The sequence below is a fragment of the Virgibacillus subterraneus genome, from assembly GCF_900110695.1.
In the GTDB taxonomy this organism is placed as follows: domain Bacteria; phylum Bacillota; class Bacilli; order Bacillales; family Amphibacillaceae; genus Lentibacillus; species Lentibacillus subterraneus.
Genome location: NZ_FOEH01000001.1, coordinates 372,835 through 393,645, shown reverse-complemented (window position 1 = coordinate 393,645; position 20,811 = coordinate 372,835). Strand labels below are relative to the sequence as shown.

At 39.5% G+C, this 20,811-nt stretch carries 18 protein-coding genes and 1 riboswitch; of the genes, 4 read left to right on the top strand and 14 right to left on the bottom strand.

Annotated features, from left to right (window positions below; translation table 11 throughout):
* Nucleotides 1–23: 23 nt before the first annotated feature.
* Both BMY13_RS01935 and BMY13_RS01930 read right to left on the bottom strand, forming a co-directional pair.
* Entirely contained in the window at nt 24–1,061 is a 1,038-nt protein-coding gene (locus BMY13_RS01935; protein ID WP_092502107.1) for a MerR family transcriptional regulator, read from the bottom strand.
* A 178-nt stretch (nt 1,062–1,239) separates the two neighbouring features.
* Nucleotides 1,240–2,631, bottom strand: a complete 1,392-nt coding sequence (locus tag BMY13_RS01930; protein WP_092502105.1) for a sodium:solute symporter family protein — start codon at nt 2,629–2,631, stop codon at nt 1,240–1,242.
* A gap of 140 nt (nt 2,632–2,771) precedes the next feature.
* Between BMY13_RS01930 and BMY13_RS01925 the strand changes: the two genes are divergently transcribed.
* Nucleotides 2,772–4,031 carry a hypothetical protein gene (locus BMY13_RS01925; protein WP_092502103.1) on the top strand — a complete coding sequence of 420 codons (1,260 nt, stop codon included), beginning with the start codon at nt 2,772–2,774 and terminating at the stop codon, nt 4,029–4,031.
* A gap of 202 nt (nt 4,032–4,233) precedes the next feature.
* Here BMY13_RS01925 and BMY13_RS01920 read toward each other — a convergent pair whose 3' ends face one another.
* The 8 genes from BMY13_RS01920 to BMY13_RS01885 form a co-directional block, all read right to left on the bottom strand.
* Complete coding sequence (locus BMY13_RS01920; protein WP_092502101.1) at nt 4,234–5,277, bottom strand: ribonucleotide-diphosphate reductase subunit beta; 1,044 nt, start codon at nt 5,275–5,277, stop codon at nt 4,234–4,236.
* Nucleotides 5,258–5,692 (bottom strand): flavodoxin, encoded by a 435-nt coding sequence (locus tag BMY13_RS01915; protein WP_092491327.1) that lies wholly within the window; start codon nt 5,690–5,692, stop codon nt 5,258–5,260. Before BMY13_RS01915 ends, BMY13_RS01920 begins: the two co-directional genes overlap by 20 nt.
* The gene (locus BMY13_RS01910) at nt 5,689–7,890 is read right to left on the bottom strand and encodes a ribonucleoside-diphosphate reductase subunit alpha (RefSeq protein WP_092502099.1); all 2,202 of its coding nucleotides are present in this window, start codon (nt 7,888–7,890) and stop codon (nt 5,689–5,691) included. The genes BMY13_RS01915 and BMY13_RS01910 overlap by 4 nt, the downstream gene beginning before the upstream one ends.
* A 116-nt stretch (nt 7,891–8,006) precedes the next feature.
* Nucleotides 8,007–8,199: riboswitch (cobalamin riboswitch) on the bottom strand.
* A 285-nt stretch (nt 8,200–8,484) separates the two neighbouring features.
* Complete coding sequence (locus BMY13_RS01905) at nt 8,485–9,231, bottom strand: GNAT family N-acetyltransferase (protein WP_092502097.1); 747 nt, start codon at nt 9,229–9,231, stop codon at nt 8,485–8,487.
* Nucleotides 9,232–9,254: 23 nt separating this feature from the next.
* Nucleotides 9,255–9,785 (bottom strand): GNAT family N-acetyltransferase, encoded by a 531-nt coding sequence (locus BMY13_RS01900; protein ID WP_092502095.1) that lies wholly within the window; start codon nt 9,783–9,785, stop codon nt 9,255–9,257.
* 204 nt (nt 9,786–9,989) lie between these two features.
* Complete coding sequence (locus BMY13_RS01895; protein ID WP_092502093.1) at nt 9,990–10,469, bottom strand: thioesterase family protein; 480 nt, start codon at nt 10,467–10,469, stop codon at nt 9,990–9,992.
* Between the two features lie 19 nt (nt 10,470–10,488).
* The gene (locus BMY13_RS01890) at nt 10,489–11,463 is read right to left on the bottom strand and encodes a 3-hydroxyacyl-CoA dehydrogenase NAD-binding domain-containing protein (RefSeq protein ID WP_092502091.1); all 975 of its coding nucleotides are present in this window, start codon (nt 11,461–11,463) and stop codon (nt 10,489–10,491) included.
* Between the two features lies 1 nt (nt 11,464).
* Nucleotides 11,465–12,358: a beta-keto acid cleavage family enzyme gene (locus tag BMY13_RS01885; RefSeq protein WP_092502089.1), complete on the bottom strand. Its 894-nt coding sequence runs from the start codon at nt 12,356–12,358 to the stop codon at nt 11,465–11,467.
* Nucleotides 12,359–12,558: 200 nt separating this feature from the next.
* On the opposite strand from BMY13_RS01885, the gene BMY13_RS01880 reads away from it, so the two are divergent.
* Nucleotides 12,559–14,217 carry a BCCT family transporter gene (locus BMY13_RS01880; RefSeq protein WP_092502087.1) on the top strand — a complete coding sequence of 553 codons (1,659 nt, stop codon included), beginning with the start codon at nt 12,559–12,561 and terminating at the stop codon, nt 14,215–14,217.
* Nucleotides 14,218–14,294: 77 nt separating this feature from the next.
* On the opposite strand, the gene BMY13_RS01875 is transcribed toward BMY13_RS01880, so the two are convergent.
* A complete protein-coding gene (locus tag BMY13_RS01875) occupies nt 14,295–14,570 on the bottom strand; it encodes a phospholipase (protein WP_092502085.1) in 276 nt (91 codons plus the stop codon).
* 145 nt (nt 14,571–14,715) lie between these two features.
* On the opposite strand from BMY13_RS01875, the gene BMY13_RS01870 reads away from it, so the two are divergent.
* Nucleotides 14,716–16,122, top strand: coding sequence for a Na+/H+ antiporter NhaC family protein (locus tag BMY13_RS01870; RefSeq protein WP_092502083.1), 1,407 nt, complete (start codon nt 14,716–14,718; stop codon nt 16,120–16,122).
* A gap of 19 nt (nt 16,123–16,141) precedes the next feature.
* Here the strand turns inward: BMY13_RS01870 and BMY13_RS01865 are convergent, their stop codons facing one another.
* The 3 genes from BMY13_RS01865 to BMY13_RS01855 all read right to left on the bottom strand — a co-directional run bounded on the left by BMY13_RS01865 (nt 16,142) and on the right by BMY13_RS01855 (nt 19,186).
* On the bottom strand, nt 16,142–16,795 hold the full coding sequence (locus tag BMY13_RS01865; RefSeq protein ID WP_092491318.1) for a DUF421 domain-containing protein: 654 nt from the start codon (nt 16,793–16,795) through the stop codon (nt 16,142–16,144).
* 687 nt (nt 16,796–17,482) lie between these two features.
* A complete protein-coding gene (locus BMY13_RS01860) occupies nt 17,483–18,004 on the bottom strand; it encodes a hypothetical protein (protein WP_092491317.1) in 522 nt (173 codons plus the stop codon).
* 9 nt (nt 18,005–18,013) lie between these two features.
* Nucleotides 18,014–19,186: a ParM/StbA family protein gene (locus tag BMY13_RS01855; RefSeq protein ID WP_092491316.1), complete on the bottom strand. Its 1,173-nt coding sequence runs from the start codon at nt 19,184–19,186 to the stop codon at nt 18,014–18,016.
* 364 nt (nt 19,187–19,550) lie between these two features.
* Here BMY13_RS01855 and BMY13_RS01850 point away from each other — a divergent pair, with 364 nt between their 5' ends.
* On the top strand, nt 19,551–20,810 hold the full coding sequence (locus BMY13_RS01850; protein ID WP_092491315.1) for a GGDEF domain-containing protein: 1,260 nt from the start codon (nt 19,551–19,553) through the stop codon (nt 20,808–20,810).
* The last annotated feature ends 1 nt before the right edge of the window (nt 20,811 follow it).

Sequence of the window (20,811 nt, the reverse complement as noted above, 5' to 3'; positions counted from 1 at the left end):
AACAGCATAAGTATAATTTTTAACTACCTTTTCATAGCATAGACCATACTCAATATATCGTTAAACTGATATGTCTCCACGCGATAATTGTTAGCAAACAGCCATTCTACCAGCTTAGATTGATCGGCATAATATTCATCCTCGATTGCCTCGATTGCTTCGGTATTACCCTGTGTACGGAATCGTTCTATCACTTCTTTTCGATGCTGTTCATCCTGAAACATCAAATCCACAATGCAAATCTGCCCATCTTCTTTCAGGACACGGGACATTTCTTCTAATGCAAGCAATTTCTCATTTTCTGAAATATGGTGCAATGCATAGCTTGATACGATTCCGTCAGCATGGTTATCCAATAACGGGAGCGCGAGAAAGTGTCCTTTTCGTGTTTCGATTGTCGGGTGTTTTTCGCTACATACGTTAAGCATTCGTTCGGATTGGTCTACACCGATTACATTTACTTGCTTATCGAGAAATCTCGAACCTAAGTTACCCGTGCCGACTCCTACATCCACACATACATCATTTGGCTGTAGCTTGATAGTATCTGCAATTCTGGATAATGCTTTATCATAATCCTGATGAACATTGAATCGATAGCCTGCCATTTTGATATTCTGATCATATCCTGCAGCCTGCTTATCAAAATTCCATTTATCTTCCCAATTTTTGCGCAAGTTTTTCATGTTTTTCAGGTGCTGGGAAAGTATGAAGATATCTCGTGCCTGATAGTTATCATCAGCTGTCTGTTCAACCATCTTATCAATCGTGTTGATCATATCCTTCATCTCAATCCATTTTTCAAAGAGAGCTGATCGCTGAACGTTCAAATAATCTTTCATACACATATTGGGATCATCCAGAATTCGCTTTATATTTTCAATACGCATACCGATTTCCCTTAAAGCAAGAATCGTACTTAGGCGCAAAAGGTCTTTTTCAGAATAAATTCTGTAATGATTTTCTGTGTCCTTCTTTGGCGAAATCAGTCCCTTTTGTTCATAAAATCGAATTGCTCTTGATGTTGTGTTTAACTGTTTTGCGACTTCTTTAATTTGCATGTTTTAGCCCCTTTCTATTACTACTATAAACGTTGACGTTACGTTAATGTAAAGGGACAAATTTAATAATATTGTTATCACTATATAATCGAACCTCACGGCAAAAAAGTGCCATAATTTATTTTTAAATTTATGACACCTAATTGGATCGAGATTCGATAATAGGGTGAATAGATCTTTATTTATTTCGATCATCTGAAGTCATTAGTGTGACAACAATCAGTACGATTACGGCTACCGGAAGTGCTATGATAACACTGTTCAATTCAAACGGCTTTCCAAGCAGAATCTCCCAGATTAACGTCGTTACGACACCTGCAACCATCGAGGATATACCACTCGCCATGTTTACCCGCTTCCAGAAGAAAACGGCGAGTAATGCTGGGGTAAGACCCGCTCCGTATACTGTATATGCGTACATTTGTACTTCAAGGACTGTTGGGAAAAATCTGATCAGAATATATGATATTACACCCAACAGGATGATGAAAAATTTTGTCATTCCTAATAATTGCTTGTCCGAGGCTTCTTTTTTTATATATTTTCCCACGATATCATATGTCACATTTGTCGCTGCTGATAAAAGATAAGAATTACCAGTCGTTACAATAAACGCTGTTGCTGCAGCCAGCAGGATCCCGCCAATTACTGTTGGCATAACAGTGGTTGTAGCCATTAGTGCCATCCCCGGATCAATATTTGGGAACATGGAACTTGATGCAAATGCAATAAAAGAAATCGCTGGAGAAATAAGCAACATTCCGATCAGCCAGCCGATTTGCGCTCTTTTTGCTGATTTACCACCTGTCGATGATGCCAGACGCTGGTACATGTTCTGGTCACCTAACAGTAGAAATAAGGATGGTAACAGGAATCCGAGTAATTGAATGTTGTTTAATTCACCTGTTGCAGTTAAGTGTTCAGTCGGAACATTATTCGTTACGCCATCCCATCCACCTGCTATCACGTAAATCGTTGGCAATGTTATAAACAATGCTGCAATTGCCAGAAATGCGCTTAATGCATCGGTTGGTGCGACTGAACGTAAGCCACCGATTGAAGCCAGAAACACAATGAGAACTGCACCAATAATGGTACCAACCTCTACTGACATTCCAGTTGTTAAGTTTAAAATAAATCCAAGACCTGTCATTTGGTAAGAAACGATTCCAACAAAGGCAAGGATAATAATGATACTTGCAATCATTCTGGCAGTTGAACCGTATTTTTCTTCCAAAATTCCCGATACAGTATATTTACCGAACTCACGAATTTTTGGGGCAATTAAATAAAGTATACCAATACCTACAAGGGTGGGGATCATCATCAATAGTGCGGGGATAATTCCATAGGTGAATGCCATTGATGTTTCCCCACCAGAAATACTTCCACTGCCTGTCCAGGTGGCAAGCAATGTACCTGTTAAGACTATCGTTCCTAAACCTTTTCCTGCTAAAATAAAATCTTCACTGTTGGATATTTTTCGAGAATAGTAAATACCCATTATAATCATGATAACTCCATAAGCACCTACAAACCAAAGCAGAGTAGGATTATGTTCAATACCCATATGTTACGCTCCTTTTCTAAGTTGTTTTTCCTTATAATGCTGTTATTTAGGCTAACATATACAGTTGAAATTAATATGGATAGAAAGAACTAATTGAAATGTTATAATGGATATAATTCGAAAAAAGAGAGGTTTTAACGATGAACGGACAGCTTCAGAACTTAATTGACTATACCCGTGAGAAATTTGGACTAAATGATTATTATTTGAAAAGACATCATTTTTTCCGCGAAATAAATAACTTTAATGAGACAGCGTATATTTTGAATATGGAATGGTTCCCGAATAATTCTGCCCAATCTGATGAAGATTATAACTCGTCTGGGACAGCGGTAATTGATATTAATTTCCACACGAAGGCGTTAAATCGCATTATTTTTGTGGAGGATGTTTCACATGCCGAAAGCAGCTTGTATCCATCTTCCGAAAAAGAAAGTGCGATTGAATGGATTGAAGAGGTGACAGACCTAACATTTGGCAGACAATTCCTGCTAGTTAGTGAAGATGACAACGTATTAAGCTTTGGAGCAGCTGTTGACAATATCCCTGTGGCACCAACTGGAACAATTGAAATAGAGTTTAACGAGGAAGGAAAACTAACCTTATTTTCGATTGATGGAGATTTTCCGAATGAGGACCAAATACAATGGGAACCGTTTGGTTTGACACCCGATAAGTATGAGCCCTTTGCAAGCAGGCAGTGTAAATTGATAGAGGTCCCTGATAAGGACCAGGAGAAATGGCTGCCAATCTATGGTATAGAGGAGATTTATTTAGTAAATGACGGGGAAAAAACAATCCCATTTGATAAGGATCTAAACTCATTTGTAAAAAAAGATAGTGTTATGAAATGGGACAAGCCAATCGAAGGAGAATTCACAAAACAAGATACAGACTTGTCGATCGAAGTGACGCTTGACCAGGTACTGGCAAATGAACCGCATCCGGACACAATACCAATTACCAATAGAGAAATGGAGACTTGTGAACAAGAGGTGCTACGTTTTTTACAATTGGAATTCCCGAATGGAAGCGGTGAATGGAAGTTAACTGGATTATATCTGGAAAATGGATATATTTTCGCGGAACTAAAACCAACTAAGTTTACAAACCGTGCTTTTGATCGAAAATTAAAACTAATGATTGATCGTGAAAATTATAAAGCTGTTAATTATATCGATAATGATATGCTGCTTGATATGTTTAAGCATTTTAAGGATGCGGATGATCCATCTGTTACACAGGAGGGAGCATTTGAAAAGCTTCGCGATTATGTAGAAGTAGAACCTGTTTATGTTTATGATCATGAGCAAAAGAGTTACATCATGTGCGGGAAGCTTGAATGCCCATATGGCGTGAATGCTATTACCGGTGATATAGTCTTATTGGCTGGATTATAAGGGGGAAACGGTGTGCTCTGGAGGGGGCACACCGTTTGTTGTAATAATTACGAAACCTGGTCAAACATTTGTCTGGCTAATTATGAACATTCGAGCCGAAAATTTGTGAACTTGAGCCGAGTTTGTGACAATACGAGCCGAACTTGTGACTACTTCAGCCGATTTTGTGTCTACTTTAGCCAATCAGCCTTCTCACGCCAAACTAAAGGTCATCAAATCCATTTAAATCGCTCGTCTTCGTATATTGTCGTGACTTCTGCTCAAAAAAGTCTGTTTTCGTTCCATCGAAGTTATCAACATAAGCACGGATCCATTTCATTGGGTTATCTGTATGATCAGGATAGATTTCACTGAGCCCCATCATACGCAGCATCTTGTTCGCACGGTATTTAATGTATCCTGACATTTCATCCAAATCGATGCCTTCAACATCTGCCAGCACATAACGGGACCACTCTGTTTCCAGTTCAACCGATTCCTTGAACTGCTCATATATCCAATCTGAAAATGAAGCAGTATTCAACTCCGGATTCTCATCCAGGGTTGCCCGGAATAATTCAGCAATAAACCGGCCATGCTCAAGTTCATCCCTATTGATATAGCTTATCATTGTTGATGTGCCGACCATTTTATTTTGCCTGGCCAGATTATAAAAGAATGCGAACCCCGAATAGAAGAACATACCTTCAAGTAGTCCAGTATACACCATAGTTTTTAGTATATTTTCCATTGATGGCTCGTCCACAAACGCATTGTATTGCTGCATGAGATTATCATTCCGCTTGATTAAAACAGGATCATTGCGTCCGAGCTGGAATGCTTCATTTTGTTCATCCAGTGAAACGACAGACGACAGCACATAGGAATAACTCTCATTATGGACGGCTTCCTGCTGAGCAATCACTGCCATAATCGACTGGACAGATGGGTCACTGGCATACAAGGAAAAGAGCAGTGCCGTTCTTGTCTGAGGTGCATCCAGGGTCGATAATAGTCCAATAATTTTTAAATACGCGTCCTGGTCCGTTTTCGTCAGCAGCGAAAACTGGCGTACGTCGCCTGACATATTTACTTCATCAGCCTGCCAGTAGTTTCCGATGAGTCGTTTATACATTTTATACCAATGCGGATATGCGATATCGTTCCAGTTCAGGATTCCACTTGCTTCCCCTCCGAATAGTGCCGTTGATTTGTTAGGGTGTAATGGTTCCAATGTTTTGGCTTTTTTAAGCAAGGATTTTGACATCATGCAACACTCCTTCTACCCATTTTTCTACTACGTGCTCCTGTGAACCTCGTGGTGACTGCTCAATTTTCAACCCAGGCCACTGGCTATGATAAAATGCCGATAATTTATCCACTGCCCTGCAAAAAAGCGTATCCCCGCCGAATTGCGTGTCACCAGTGCCAAACACAGCAACATGCTCCGGTTTATAGCCAACCTCCTGCACAAAATCTTTCACTTCGTCCGGCGTACGACCCATATCCCACGTGAACGTTCCGAGAAAAATTTGGTCATATTCAGAAGCATCAATTGGATAATCAATTCCAATCCGATGCATATCAACAGTCACATTGTCTGTTTGAAGTTGATCAGTAATAATTTCCGCTACTTCCTTTGTGTTTCCGCTGTATGATAAATACGCTACTAAACTTCTCAACTCTCACACCACACACATTCTTCGACATCATTAGCTGTTGAACGTACATAATAGGTCGTTTTCAGGCCTTCCTTCCATGCCCGGAGATGTAAATCCAGCATCACAGACGCTTTAATAGTGTGCGGGACATAAAAGTTGAATGAGATACTTTGATCAATATGTTTTTGTCTTGCAGCGTTCTGTCTAATCGACCAGCGCTGGTCAAGTATATATGCAGAGCGTCGGTAAACATCATAGGACTGGTAATCCAATTCTGGCGCAGTGACTGCAATCTTGAAATCCTTTTTTTCCTCATAGTAAAATGGTTTGAAAATTGGATCGATACTCGCTGTCGAGCCAGCAATCATGGATGTTGATGAATTTGGGGCAACTGCCATTAAGTAGCCATTTCTAATGCCATTATCTGCTACATCACGCTTCAGATTCAGCCACTTTTCATCGGTATAGCCCTTTTCGGTAAAATAACTCCCTTTCTGCCATTTACTACCTTCAAATGCTGGATAGTTCCCTTTTTCTTTACTAAGTTCCATGCTGTTTTTGATTGTCAGGTAGGCAATTTTTTCATATAAGTTGTCGGCATAGGATACTGCCTCGTCTGATTCCCAATGGATATGTTCTTTTGCCAGCAGATGGTGCCAGCCGAATGTTCCCAGACCAATAGCACGGTATTTCTGATTTGTCATTTGCGTTTGCTTGATTGGTAATGTGTTGATGTCAATCACATTATCCAGCATACGAACCTGAATAGTAACAAGCCGCTCAAGCACACCATCTGGAACTGCTTGTCCCAAATTAATCGAGCTTAGATTACAAACAACATAATCGCCTGTCTTATATTTTTTCACAATCGTATTTTCCGCTTCCACATACTCCTCCAGAAATTCGGTCGGTGATTGATTCTGAGTAATTTCAGTGCATAAATTCGAGCAATAAATCATCCCATTATGTGGATTATTATTTTTTCGGTTTACTTCATCACGGTAAAACATGAATGGTGTTCCCGACTCAAGCTGTGATTTCATAATCCGTTTGATAATATCTATTGCCGGCACGACTTTTCTCGATAGCTCCGTCGATTGCACACATTCCAGATACCTTTGACGCCATGTGCCATCGCCTTTTTCCTCATCATAAAAGTCTTCCAGCGAATAACCCATAACCTGACGAACTTCATGCGGATCAAATAAATGCCAATCACCGCGGTTTTCTACCTGTTCCATAAAATAATCCGGTAAGCTGACACCCGTGAAAATATCATGGGCGCGCATACGATCATCACCATTATTTAATTTCAAGTCGAGAAATGGCTCAATATCTTTATGCCATACATCCAGATAGATAGCGATCGCACCTTTTCGTGTCCCTAGCTGGTCTACGTTAACAGCGGTATTGTTGAGTTGCTTAATCCATGGAACGACACCGCTGGACATATTCTTGTATCCCTTAATTGAACTGCCGCGGCTACGGATTTTCCCCATGTAAACGCCAATTCCTCCACCATTTTTGGAAAGCTTAGCAATGTCAGTATTACTGTCATAGATAGACTGCAAACTGTCATCTACTGTGTCGATAAAACAGCTGGACAGCTGACCGTGCGATTTACCAGCATTTGTTAATGTTGGTGTGGCAACCGTCATATATAAATTACTCAACGCCCAGTATGCTTCTGTGACATAATGACTGCGATTTACTTGCGCTTCGTCCTGCATTAAGTACATCGCAATGATCATCCATCTTTCCTGTGGTAGCTCATATGTATTCTTGTTATGGTCTGTTGCAAGGTAGCGAGTTGCCAGCGTGTACAGTCCCAAGTAGTTAAATAATAAGTCCCTCTCTGGCTGAACTACTTCGGCAAAATAATCGATTTCCTCTTTCTTATACGTTTTTAACAAATGCTCTGAATAGATACCCTTTTCCGTAAGTGTTTTGATAAGTTCATAGAAGTTTCCGTACCGTAAATTCGCATCGTATCCCCTGTTTTCTGCAGCAGTTTTGTATAATTCCTTTAAATAAATACGGCTAGCTGCAAAGGTCCAATCAGGGTTGGCTTCATCGATATTTTCAAGGGCTATTTTTATCAGATTCTCCGTAGTTCCGGTCCGATTGGCTTTTTCCAACAAAATTTCCTTGTCTATATTTAATCCTTTTGTTGCATATTCAATCAGTTGTGAGATTTGCCCATTTGCTGTCATTACCATGTTTTTTCCTCCTTTTTTCTAAAACAAAAAAACGTTCACCCAGGGGATGAACGGTTAGAACGACAGAAAATATGTATATATCTCTCTATCGTTTCACCTTCTCTTACCCCGAGGAATTGAAACTACAAGCTATGGCAGGTCTCCTGGCTCGTGCTTCTATCTACTAGAGTCCTTCCCATACCGTAGCCGTGAAGCTTTCGGTACAGTGGGTTACTCGTTCGTCCACACTTACAGTTGCGGGGACAGCTCCAGTTTTTCACTGGATTCCCTATTATGACAATAAATGTCACCTTAACTTGCAACACTATATATAGTTGTTATTTTTATTTTTATACCAATATATTGTATTGAAAGACTATCATATAATATTACTTCTTGCAATACAGATATGTAAAAATAGTCTTAATGGAGGATTTAAGTTTTAATATAATTGCAACGATTTTTAAGAACTTCGGCGAACTAGTTGTGAACTTCGAGCAACCTAATTGTGATCTTCGGCGAAATCAGTGTAATCTTCGGCGCTTCCATTGTGAACTTCGGCAATTTGGTGATTTCCGCTGGATTATATTAATAATTTCGTTTAAATTTCTCGTCTTAACTGATCTTCTTATAAACCTTATTCCGCTCAATCACATGACACCCATTGGCCATAAAAGTTTTTAACATCGGCTGGTTACTTTCACTCGTACCGCCAATATAACGGGAAGCATTAAATTCATCCTTTAACAGCTGCAGTGCGAGTTTATGAAGGGGGATGCTTTTGCCTTTGCCACGTTCGCTTGGAATCAAGCCAAAATAAAAAAGCCTTCCTTCGTCCAGGGTATCTGGTTCAATATGTGGAATAGCAACTCCAACTGGCCGCCCTTCCTCATAAGCAACTAAACAGGAGTCTTTATAGTCTGGCCCTAACTCTATTTCCAGGCTTTTCATTTGTTCATCAAGCGTTAATGAAGATGGGGCATTGAGTGAATCGGTCATTGATTCTGCCCAAATTTCTCTAAACTCATGTTGCGAAATACTATGTAATGACTTAAATGTAAAATTAGATTCCAGTTCAACTACCTCATTAAGTTCCTTATAAACAGTGACCAATTCATCATGAAACTGAAAATCATTGTCTTGAAGCACTTCATAGACCTCTTCAGTGAATTTACTGTTTACCATAATATTCACATTGGGGATTTCCCCGAGCTCAAGGTCATTAATAAAATTAGATATAAATTCAATCATTTCCTCAGCAGTTAATGCCTTTGTCTCTTCAATCGTTACAAAGTTTTCACCTTTCACAATTTTAACTTTTGCATAAATTTCTAATCTGCCAATAGTTCCTTCAGGTTCCATAATTCACACGACCCCCAACCCTTCTATTCCTTAAACCATTCATTCTCCAATATACTCATTTCCCATACGTTCCAGTACTCATCTCCAACTTTTGCTGCTTCTCTATGTAACCCTTCTTTTGTAAATCCTGACTTCTCATAGCAAGCAATTGCTGAAGCATTAAAATCATACACACCAAGACTCACTCTGTGCAAATTATGTTTTTCAAAAGCAATGCTTAAGACTTCTCTAATCATTTGCTGACCTATCCCTTGTCCTCTCACGCTTTTATCACCAATTAATACTCTGCCGATTCGCCCCTTATTGTTGGCTTTATCAATCCTTCCTAACGAAATATGACCAATTGTGCTTCCTGATTCTTTATACACAACTTTATATGCAAATGTATTGGAGTCTTCGCTATTCGCATTCTGAATATAGTTTAATAATTGGGTTTCACTTAAAGGGTACTCAAATTGATTAGCACCTCCCCATTGGTATAAAAATTCTTCTGTGTTAATCCAATTGATCAGCTGTTGGAAATCCGTACTTTCGAATTGCTTTAACTCAATCATTTTTACATTCTCCCCTAAAAATTAATTGTATTTCTTAGTATAAAGGTTACTTTCAAACTTTCAAACGCTCCATTATTTTGAAAACTTGGCTTATCGCCAGCCTTTATATAGAAAATCCTTAGTTGCGCTTATTCAGTAAGAAAGTATTGGTACTTTCTTAACTCAAAAATTAAGACGCTACTCCATGAGCAACGTCCATACCATTTACTTCTTCTTGCTTCGTATTCCTATTACTCGGCCAGCTTCTTTGGGCTTTTCATCTGGAGTATGATTATCTGCTAAATCTTTAACCTTTGCAAAAATTTCATCTGGAAAAGGTGCAGGTCTGCCTGACGTTTGGTCAATTCCCATCAGCATTTGCTCGCTTGTTGCAGCACGTTTTCCATTTTCCCCATACAATTCATAAAAAACATGTGCACGCTTTTCGTCATAATCAAGCATTTGCAGATGTACTTCAAACGGCTCACCTAACTTCATTTCAGCCAGATAACAAACATGATTTTCCATTGTAAAAACCGTATAGTGATTATTTTCGCGAAAGTCATCTGTAATTCCAACCAGCTTCATAAATCGATCGACGCCCCAGCTAAATGCGCGGACATATTCAGCATCATTCATATGCCCATTATAGTCAATCCAATCTTTTGGAACCTGATCATTAATAATTACTTTTGCTTCTCCCATATAAAACTCCCTCTTTCTATCAAATTTTACCGGTAAGATTTGCACCAGGCCAGTATTTTTCTAATAATTGCTGCAGTTCAATTAAAAATTGATCCCTGCGTTCTTCGAGACTGTTCATCTCAACTCCATCAGTCTGCTTTTCACACCCAGTAATGACTTTCTCAGCCAATTCGTCGGTTAATTCAGGGGCTACAAGTTTCGTCCATGGCAGCTTTAAAGCTGGTCCAAATTGATCAAGTAAATGACGCATACCTTGCTTACCGCCTCCCATATGTAATGTTAGAAATGGCCCCATCAATGCCCAGCGTAACCCAGGCCCATAGATAATAGATGCATCAACTTCTTCCGTTGTTGCTACACCATCGTTAACAATATGAAGCGATTCACGCCAGATAGCTTCCATTAACCGATCGGCGACATGCCCTTCGATTTCTTTTTGGATAACAAGTGGTTTCATATTAAGTTTATCATATAAGTCTTTTGCTTTTTCAATAAAAAATAGTTCCGTTTTACTGCCGCCAACCAATTCTACTAATGGTATTAAGTATACTGGATTAAATGGATGAGCAACAATAACGCGCTCTGGCTGGTGAGCACAATCAGCCTGAAGTGTGCTTGGCAATATTCCGGATGTGCTCGAAGCGATCACCGTTTCTTCAGGTGTGTATTGGTCAATTTCAGCCATGACTTTTCGCTTAAGCTGCTCACGCTCCGGTACGTTTTCCTGCACAAAATCAGCATGAGTCAGGGCAATTTCAAGGTCTGTTTCAAATGATAAATTATGCATAGATGCCTCATCTGCTAATCCCATCCTCTCCATTGCTGGCCAGGCTTTTTCTACTGCATCACGCATTCGTTCTTCTGCCGCCGGATCAGGGTCAGTTGCTGTGACATGATAACCGTTCGCTAAAAATCGAGTAATCCAGCCATTACCGATTACGCCAGTCCCTACGACAGTGATGTTTTTTATCTGAGATGTATCATGTCCATCCATGTTAATCCGCCTTCCCATCTTGTTTACGAAGTTTTAAAAATTCACGTGCATCATGTGGAGTCATGATTTCTGACCCTAAACTATGAACAATTCCAATTGCTTTATCGACCAGTTGTTCATTTGTCGCCAATGTTCCCTTTTTCAAATAGATATTATCTTCCAAGCCAACACGAACATTTCCGCCCTGGAGAACTGATTCGGCTACCATTGGCATTTGCATCCGTCCGATACCAAACGCAGCCCAGCTAGCATTATCCGCGACACAGCCTTTCATATATGCTAATGTCTCTGCATCGGCATCAGCTCCCCACGGGATTCCGAGGCAAAATTGAAACATTGGATCACCATCAATTAAACCCTCTTCCACCAATTGATTGGCAAATCTGACATGACCTGTATCAAAGCACTCAAGTTCTGGTTTAACACCACTTTCCTGAATTAGCTTTGCTTGTTTTCGCAGCCAGTCTGTAGGGCTGACATAAACCTGATTTCCAAAATTGACACTTCCGCAATCCAGCGTACAAATTTCAGGTAACAGCATACCCACAGGCTCATGGCGCTGTTCAGGGGTTTGCATATCAGTACCTTCACCACCCTTAGTAGGATCAGCATCACTTGGAACCCAATCGCCACCACCACCAGCAGTAATATTTATAATCACATCAGTATCTGCTTCACGTATTCGTTCCACTACTTCTCTAAAAATCTCCACATCATGACTTAGCATTCCTGTCTCAGGATCACGTACATGAACATGAGCAATCGTCGCACCTGCTTTTGCCGCTTTAATGGATGAATCCGCAATTTCTTTTGGTGTTACAGGTACATTCGGATTTTTTGATGTGGTATCTCCCGCACCTGTTACCGCACATGATAAGATGACATTTTTATTCATGAAATTCCTCCTAACAGTTATCCGTTTAATTTAAAAATTTTTCTCCTGCTTATACTGTTTACAAAAATAAACTTTATTATTATTTCTTTTGAGGTTTACAGCGGTACTAATGTCTTCTCTAAAACAAATCAGAAAGATTAATGATTGTGTATATCCTGCTAAGTTATAGAAAAGCTATCTTTAGAAAGGGTGATATAGATATGAATAAAAATTTGATTGACTGGCCCACATTTATAGGTGCTCTAATATTACTCCTAGCTGTTTCCATTCCACTTGCTGTTTTCCCTGAAGAAGGTAAAGAGATCGTCGGTGCTGCAAATGAATTCATGACAGGGAATTTTGGTGTACTTTATTTATTGGGTGGACTCGCAGCTTTTGCATTTCTAATCTTCGTTGCGTTCAGTAAAAACGGTCGTATTAAACTTGGGGATGAAGATGCCGAAAGGGAATTTGGAACAATATCCTGGGCGGCAATGCTTTTTGCAGCGGGTATTGGCTCGAGCATTCTTTACTGGGGAATGATTGAATGGGCTTACTACTATCAAGGTCCGCCGTTTGGCATAGAGGGAAGCTCACGTGAGGCGATTGACTGGGCGCCTGCATATGGTATTTTTCACTGGGGTCCAATCGCTTGGGCAATTTATACGCTACCGGCTCTACCGATTGCATACTTTTATTATGTAAGAAAAAAACCTGTATTGAAAATAAGTGAAGCAGTAAGACCTGTCCTTGGACGATTGGTAGATACACCGCTAGGAGTTGTTATTGATGTCCTTTTCATGTTTGGGCTAATGGGAGGTGCAGGAACAACACTTGCATTAGGTACCCCTATGATTGCTGAAGGCGTTAACTCGATAACCGGCTTACCGGTAAACCTAACTTTAAAAGCCTTCATTATGCTGATTTGTACTGCTATCTTTGCAGTAAGCGCCTATTCCGGCTTGCGTCGCGGAATAAAAGTGTTAAGTGATATCAACCTATGGCTTGCCATCTTCATTTTATTATTTATGTTTATCTTTGGACCAACCTTATTTATCAGTGAAACAACATTGACCAGCATCGGTCTAATATTCGATAATTTCTTTAAAATGGCGACATGGCTGGAACCGTTTGGAAATATAAGCGGATATAGTGAAACAGAATTCCCAGAAGCATGGACGGTTTTCTATTGGGCATGGTGGGTTGTTTACGCCCCATTTGTCGGTCTGTTTGTTGCACGTATTTCCCGCGGAAGGACTATACAAGAAATGATTTTCGGGACGATGATGTACGGTACGATAGGATGCATCCTGTTTTTTGGAATTATGGGGAACTATGGTCTGCATTTACAGCTGACCGGAAGTTTCGACGTTATTGGTTTTATGAATGAAAATAGTGCACCTGCAGCTATTATCGCCATTATGAACCAGCTTCCAATGTCCGGCATAATGGTTACCCTCTTCACCATTCTTGCAATTATTTTCCTGGCAACGACTTTCGATTCATCATCCTATATACTGTCTGCTGTTGTGCAGAAGGAAGTGAAGGGAGAACCACTCCGCTGGAATCGCCTGTTCTGGGCATTCACACTTTGTCTGATGCCACTTGTTCTGATGATTGTCGGGGACCTCCAGACGCTGCAAACAGCCAGTATTGTAGCCGGTTTTCCAGTCATTTTCATCATGGCACTGATGGCCTGGTCATTTATGAAAGCGTCTAATGAAGACATAAGGGCATCCAAGGATTATGAGCCACCAACAATTCACATTGATCATCGTGAAACAAAAGAACTTCGCCGAAGGAAAAGAAAAGAAAGGCGGTCCGCGCTGGAAGCCCTGGAAGGTAAGGATATAAATAAAGATAATAATCGTGATAAATAGACCGTTGGCATGCAGACGGATGATCTCTCAGCATGATTTGCAAATACCACCCTTTCATTAGAGTAAGTGTTCTCAAATTAGCAAAAAAGTGATTGTACTTTCATTACGTAATAAAGTGTTCTGGCATGTCTCCCTTGTTGGGTATAAGGGTTGATTAGAGGGCGAAGACGGTAAAGAAATTCCTGATCACATTTACATGAGGGACCATACCGTCTATAGCACATATCATGTTCTTTACAGGCAGCATCAACCGGGTTAACTGGAGAACCTGGTCCACTGCAGCCCGGCCCGCACCATCTATATCCTGGAAACAGGCAAATTCGCGTACGTAAATTCCCATTCTTTTTTTCCATAACTTTACCTCCTGACTTACAGGAATAATATCTAGTTTATGTGAGGCAAAAACGATTGGTTGTTTGAATACCTAAGTACAACTAATACTTTAATTAACACAGAATGAAATCAAGTAAATCGTAGCTATGGAAGGTGGCAGTTACAATGGAACATGCTTGGCTATCCTTAATTCCATTTATAATCGTTATCGGATTGTCCATTTGGCTTAAAAAAATCCTGCCAGGACTTGTGCTTGGCCTCCTTGTTGGAGCGTTGCTTGTTGAATTCAGTGTGTTAGGCGGGTCCCAGGAAACTGTCAATTATATCGTAACGACTTTATCAGACGAAAATAACATTAAGATTATTGCCTTTCTTTATTTATTTGGCGGCCTTATAGGCATGATGAACATCTCGGGTGGTATTAAGGGTTTTTCTGAGTGGATTGGTGGAAAGATAGATTCACAACGTGGGTTGTTAAGCCTTATTTGGCTCACATTGCCATTTACATTCATGATGCCGATGTTCCGGATTATGATGATCGGTCCAGTGGTTAAATCGCTGATGAGTGAAATGAAAATATCCAAACGGAAAGTCGGTTTCACGATGGATGTATCGACTAGTTCGGTAATTGTCCTGTTACCTGTTGCGACTGCATTTGTCGGTTTTATGGTCTCACTTGTTGAGGGTGGCATTCAGAAACATAATCTGGATATGGATCCATACCAAATTTTCCTGCTCAGTATTCCGTTTAACTTTTTTGCCATCGTTATGCTAATCATAGGGCTGATTCGAACATTCTGGTCGTCTTCTGAGAAAGAAGTGGAAAAAAAGAAATCAAATGAGGAAGAAAGCTATCACCGTAAAGGAATTAAAAAGGAGTTATCGATGGTTAAAGCACAGCCATGGAACCTGATTGTGCCTTTATTTTTATTACTGGGGTTGTCGCTATTCCTTTTGTGGCAAGATGGAGTTGCTAAGGGAGCGGACACTATTTTCCAGGCGTTCTCGGAGGCCGATGCAACGTTTGTGATGCTGCTGGCAGTATTTATAACACTAATAATAACCTTTGTTTTTTACATGATACGTAAACAGGAGTTAGGAGAAACAATCTTCCACTTCTTTGATGGAGGAAACCAATTGATGCAAGCGATTATTCTGCTTGTACTTGTTTGGGCATTGTCGCTCGTTGCAGAAGATCTCGGGTTTTCCCAGTTCATCAGCTCAACGCTCGGTTCTTTTTTACCAAGCTTTACTATTCCTGCTATCATATTTCTCCTCGGTTCGGTTGTTGCTTACTTCATTGGATCATCCTGGGGAACATGGGGCTTATTCATGCCACTCGGAATAGCACTGGCTGTATCGACAGGTGCGTCGATTCCTTTGACGGTAGGGGCTGTATTTGCAAGTGGATCATTTGGCGCGATGACATCTCCACTTGGCGACACAACCATAACAACTGCATCCATCCTGGAGATGCCTTTGGTCGATTATGCGCGCTATAAATTAAAAATTTGCTCTATAGGCGTAGGGATTGCTGTTGGAATATATCTTGCCGTCGGGTTCTTTGTATAGTCAGTAAAACACCCCCACCTTATTGTAAATGTTTTGGCGAGGGTGTTTTCGGATTATCTTCGTCCAATTCGTTAAAAATATCTTTCTGGTTGGTTACTTGTGTCAATTGATTATTCAGTTGTGTTAATTGCTTGTTTAACTGTTGAATCTCTTTATTTGGTGCCAATTGATTCAGTGTTCCCTGCATATCAGTTGCCAGCTGCTGAAATTCTTTCTTTGTAACTGGCTGTGCTTCTTTTTTCAATATAAATCCTACTTGACCATTCGGTTCCAGTGTTGCCCACTCTATATCACTTAGATTTAATACATTTTTAAGGCGCAGGTTCATCTCAAGCTGATCTACTGTTAATCTTAACTTCTTTAGGTTTTGTTCCTGTAATTGACCGTTTTTAATTAACACTTTGGATTTTCCCGTAATAATTCTTTCAAATATATTTCCCTTAACTTGTGCATATTCCATTAAGAATAATGTGAAAACCAGTACTGCCCCTACAGCTAGAGTCTGCCAGATGCTATTGCCAGAAACCGGTTGTATAAGTAATGAGCCGATACCAATCATGATTACTGTTTGCGGAAGAGTCATTTGTGAAATTGACTTTCTGCCTGCAAACCGCAATAAGAATGTACCACCCAAAACGATAAGTACTGCCTTCCATATCCAATCAAGCTCCATCATACCAAACTCCTTTATCATTCTCTAGGCTTAGTTTGATATGATTGGTGATTATTATACGAAAAGATACAGGAACGTAACTAAACTTTCCATTTTAAAGGCGAATAATAACACGACAGGATGTTTAGAACGTTCATTTTCAATGGTTGGATATAATAAATAGTTGATATAAAATGCGACACGACTATGAAAAATAATTTAAGTGCAATTACACCGCTCCGGAAATATACACTACGCTTTCCGTGGGCAACGCTTCAGCTTCCTCGGAAGCAAAAACCGCTTCCTGCGGGATAGCGAGGCGGCCACTGAAAAACTACCGTCTTTTTATTCGAGTGAAAATCAATCCCCAACTTTCATGCAATAATCACCTTGTAGTGGGAATAAATTTTCCAAAATATGTTTTTCGGTCGCCTTTTTACCCGGAGTGGTGAAAGCGAATATATTCCATCTGCGCGGTCAGGGATCCACACTAAATACTACGAATCGGCACCTTTAGTTTACTTAGCAACATTAGAAACATTCACCGAGCCTTTGGGGAATGCTTAGTTGAACTTATGCAGTATGAAAGTAGTTATACTTTTTAAACTGCAAAATAAATCCGAACTAATTCGAATTCTTTTTCAAGAATTTTGAATCATAGTTCGGATTTTTACTTTGACTAAGACACTTTTGTGCCGGCCACTTTCATTATTTATTCATTTTTGAGAAAAAGTCACCTAATGGATCTTCCTCGTCTTCCTCAGGTTCTTCTTCCTGATGAAGTTCATCTAATTTATCCAAATCCACTCCGTCTAAATTGATTTCCTGTTCTTCATTTGTGACAGCAGCATCTTCTTCCTGTAAATAAAGTGCCTCTTCCACGTCACGGGAATTACTGTTTAAAGACGCCAGCAAAGTTGTTGCCCGCATTGGATCCTGAAGCAGCTGGTATAGTATACTGCCAATTAATGCTTCAGAGTGCTCATGCTTCAACCAGCTTTTCTGTTCTTTGGTCAATTGTTTCGGGAGCGGTACCGTTAATGTTTCCCGTTCCTTTGCAAAAGTCTCGTTAACGCCTCTAAGTACATATTGTGCGATTTCGCTTGAAAAATTCCGGCGTTCCGTTTCCTTCAGTCGTTGCAGTTGCTTTAATAAGTAATCAGGTGTATCTGACGGGACACGAAACGTAATCGATTGCCCCCGTTCGATGCTTTTTTTGGAATCTCGCATACTATCACCCTACTTTTCTTTCGTTGTCTCTTGTTCCTTTACCTCTTTTGGAGCATTCTTGTTCGTAAAATCAGTGATTAACTTGTAATACGCATTGGCCATCATCCAGATGCTCTCATTTTCATCTTCAAAGAAGTCTAAATTGTAGCCATCGAGCTTGTTATTAAGTGCCTTTAGATAATCCTTCAGCACCGCTGATCCGCCACCAACAAAGTAACAGATTTCCGACTGGGAATTCTTTTGCCATACATTACGTAGATAACGATATTCTTTCTTAGCAAGCTCCAATAAAATTCGATCAGTAATGTCATGAACATTTGTCCGACTTCCTTTTACCATAATGTGATGACGATCATTTTTACGTGTAATTATATCAACTACATCACGGCGGCTGTCGAGCTCTACACCATGTCTGGTACGAATTTCTTCGCGGATCTCCTCAAGGGATTCTGCAACACCAAGATGGAATCCTTGTGCTTTATCATCGTCAACATTCCGGTTGCGAATTACAGCAATATCCGTTGAAAGTCCGCCAATATCTTGAATTAGTATTTGCTTATCAATTAATTCCTTATTAATAACGTTAAGATCATTATCCATAATCAGGTTTACATATGCTGCAAAGCCCTCAGGATAAACCTTTACTTCATCAAATTTGATGTTTACTTTCTTCCCTTGGTGTTGCGGTGTTACTAAAAACTCAACCTGATGAACGGAACCAAGTAATTGGGAGCGGTACCCTACATCTTTTCCTTCCTTTACTTCACGTAATGGAAGACCTGTTCCCAGTGTATAGTTGGCATCAATTACATCTTTTTTTGTCGCTTTAAATGCATCACTGCTTACTGCATCAAATGCAATAGAAGCAAACAGCATAATCAATGTCTGGTCTTCCTCCGACTTACTGCTTCCCGGATCCAGTTCTGTTGAATTATTCGTTTTAGTTGCCAAATTACCAACCCGATATACCGCATTGTTTTCTTCCAGGGCAGGGGAGTGGACACGAATGTGCAGGTTATCTATTGGATCCTTTTTATCGAGGTCTTCAATTCCAATAACCGGCCTGTCCTCCATATCCCTCGCAATTACATTTGGTATGTAGCAATTACTTTCCATTTTACCAAAGTTTGCCTTTAATGCATCATTTCCTACATCGACTGCTGCAATTCTAGATTTTGTCATGTTTGTATTTCTCCTCTCGTGAAAATGAACTTGCTAGTATAACGTTAATAGATTTGCTTTAATTACGCAATCGGACTTTTATCGTATTCTTTTATGTATACATGTTTTCAATATTGCAATCATTTATATAACGGTATGCACACAGTTTTGTATACTTGTACACGGTAATGAATGCAATACGCAAACAATTTGTATTCATGTGTACATTATTGTTTACACATGAATGAACAGAGGAAACTTGAATTATCCCTAATCTTTTTTATAAAATTCTACTTTCTTAACTGCCATAAAAAAGCTAGTTATGATATGATAAAGGTTATTATATAGGTTGTAAGTCCTATACATATAAAAAGGGGGCCATACTATGTTGCGAGTCAAAATCTTCATTATATTTCTATTCTTAACTTCCTTCGTTCTGGCTTTTATGTCAGGACCAATTTCAATCGAAACCTCAACATATATGAAAGCCCTTGTACTGTATTGGCTTTTCTCAACTCTTTACACACATCTTAGAGTGAATTCAAAAAGCGGAAAGTTAAATATGGATTACGGTGTTTCCTATAGTATGTCAATTGCTCTGTTCGCTGGACCGATTGGGCTATTTATCTATGAAACACTTTATCGTTTTACTGTATATATCATTAGAAGAGTTACAAAAACAGGTGACCCGGATGAATTGTTACATACATTTTATAATATTGGTTCGTTTGCACTTAACAACACAATTGTCTTCTATTTATTTTTTTACTTTTATCCCAGTTTTCAAAACATCCCTTTTGGTTTTTGGCTGCTTATTATCCTATTAGCGCTAATTGTTGCCCTATTATCGGATATATACCTAATTACAATATCCTACTTTTTTGGTGATATAAGCACTCCTAGAGAAGCATTCGACTTCATAAAAAGCCGCAGCATAACAGATTTAGGTAAAATAGCATTCTCAAACGGATTCTTGCTAGTATTTTTACAAGCGGAAAGCTGGCAGATGGTTATCGCCCTATTTATCTTAAACTATCTGGTCAGTCGTTCTTTTGTTGATAAATCACTAAGCATCCAAAATAAAGTGGAGCGTGACAAATTTGAACAAATGGCGTATACAGACTTTATGACAGAAGTGTATAACCGCGCTTTTATGGATAAAAAAATGAAGGAATTTAATTTATCAGGTGAATATCTAGGGATAATTGTAGCGGATATAGATAAATTCAAGCAATATAATGATAATTATAATCACGCTGTTGGAGACAAGGTTATTCAGAGTTTTGCTACCACTTTGCACAGGTACCTAAACGACGAAGACTTCCTGTTCAGAACAGGTGGTGAAGAATTTACGATTTTCCTAAGAAATAGAACATTTGAAGAATGCTCGGTACTCGTTGAACAGATGCGAGATGGTGTAGTGAATAGCCCGGTACATGCGGAATTTCATTCAAAAAACGTATCCATTTCATACACAGCTTCATTTGGATTATATTTCTATAAAACTAGTGAGTTTCTATCTATTGAAAAGGGTTATATTTATGCAGATCACTTATTACTACGATCAAAGGAACTTGGTAAAAATCTTGTGTCAGTGAAGAATGGAATGAATGATCTTCCATTGTCTGTGAGGTATTCTGAGTGAC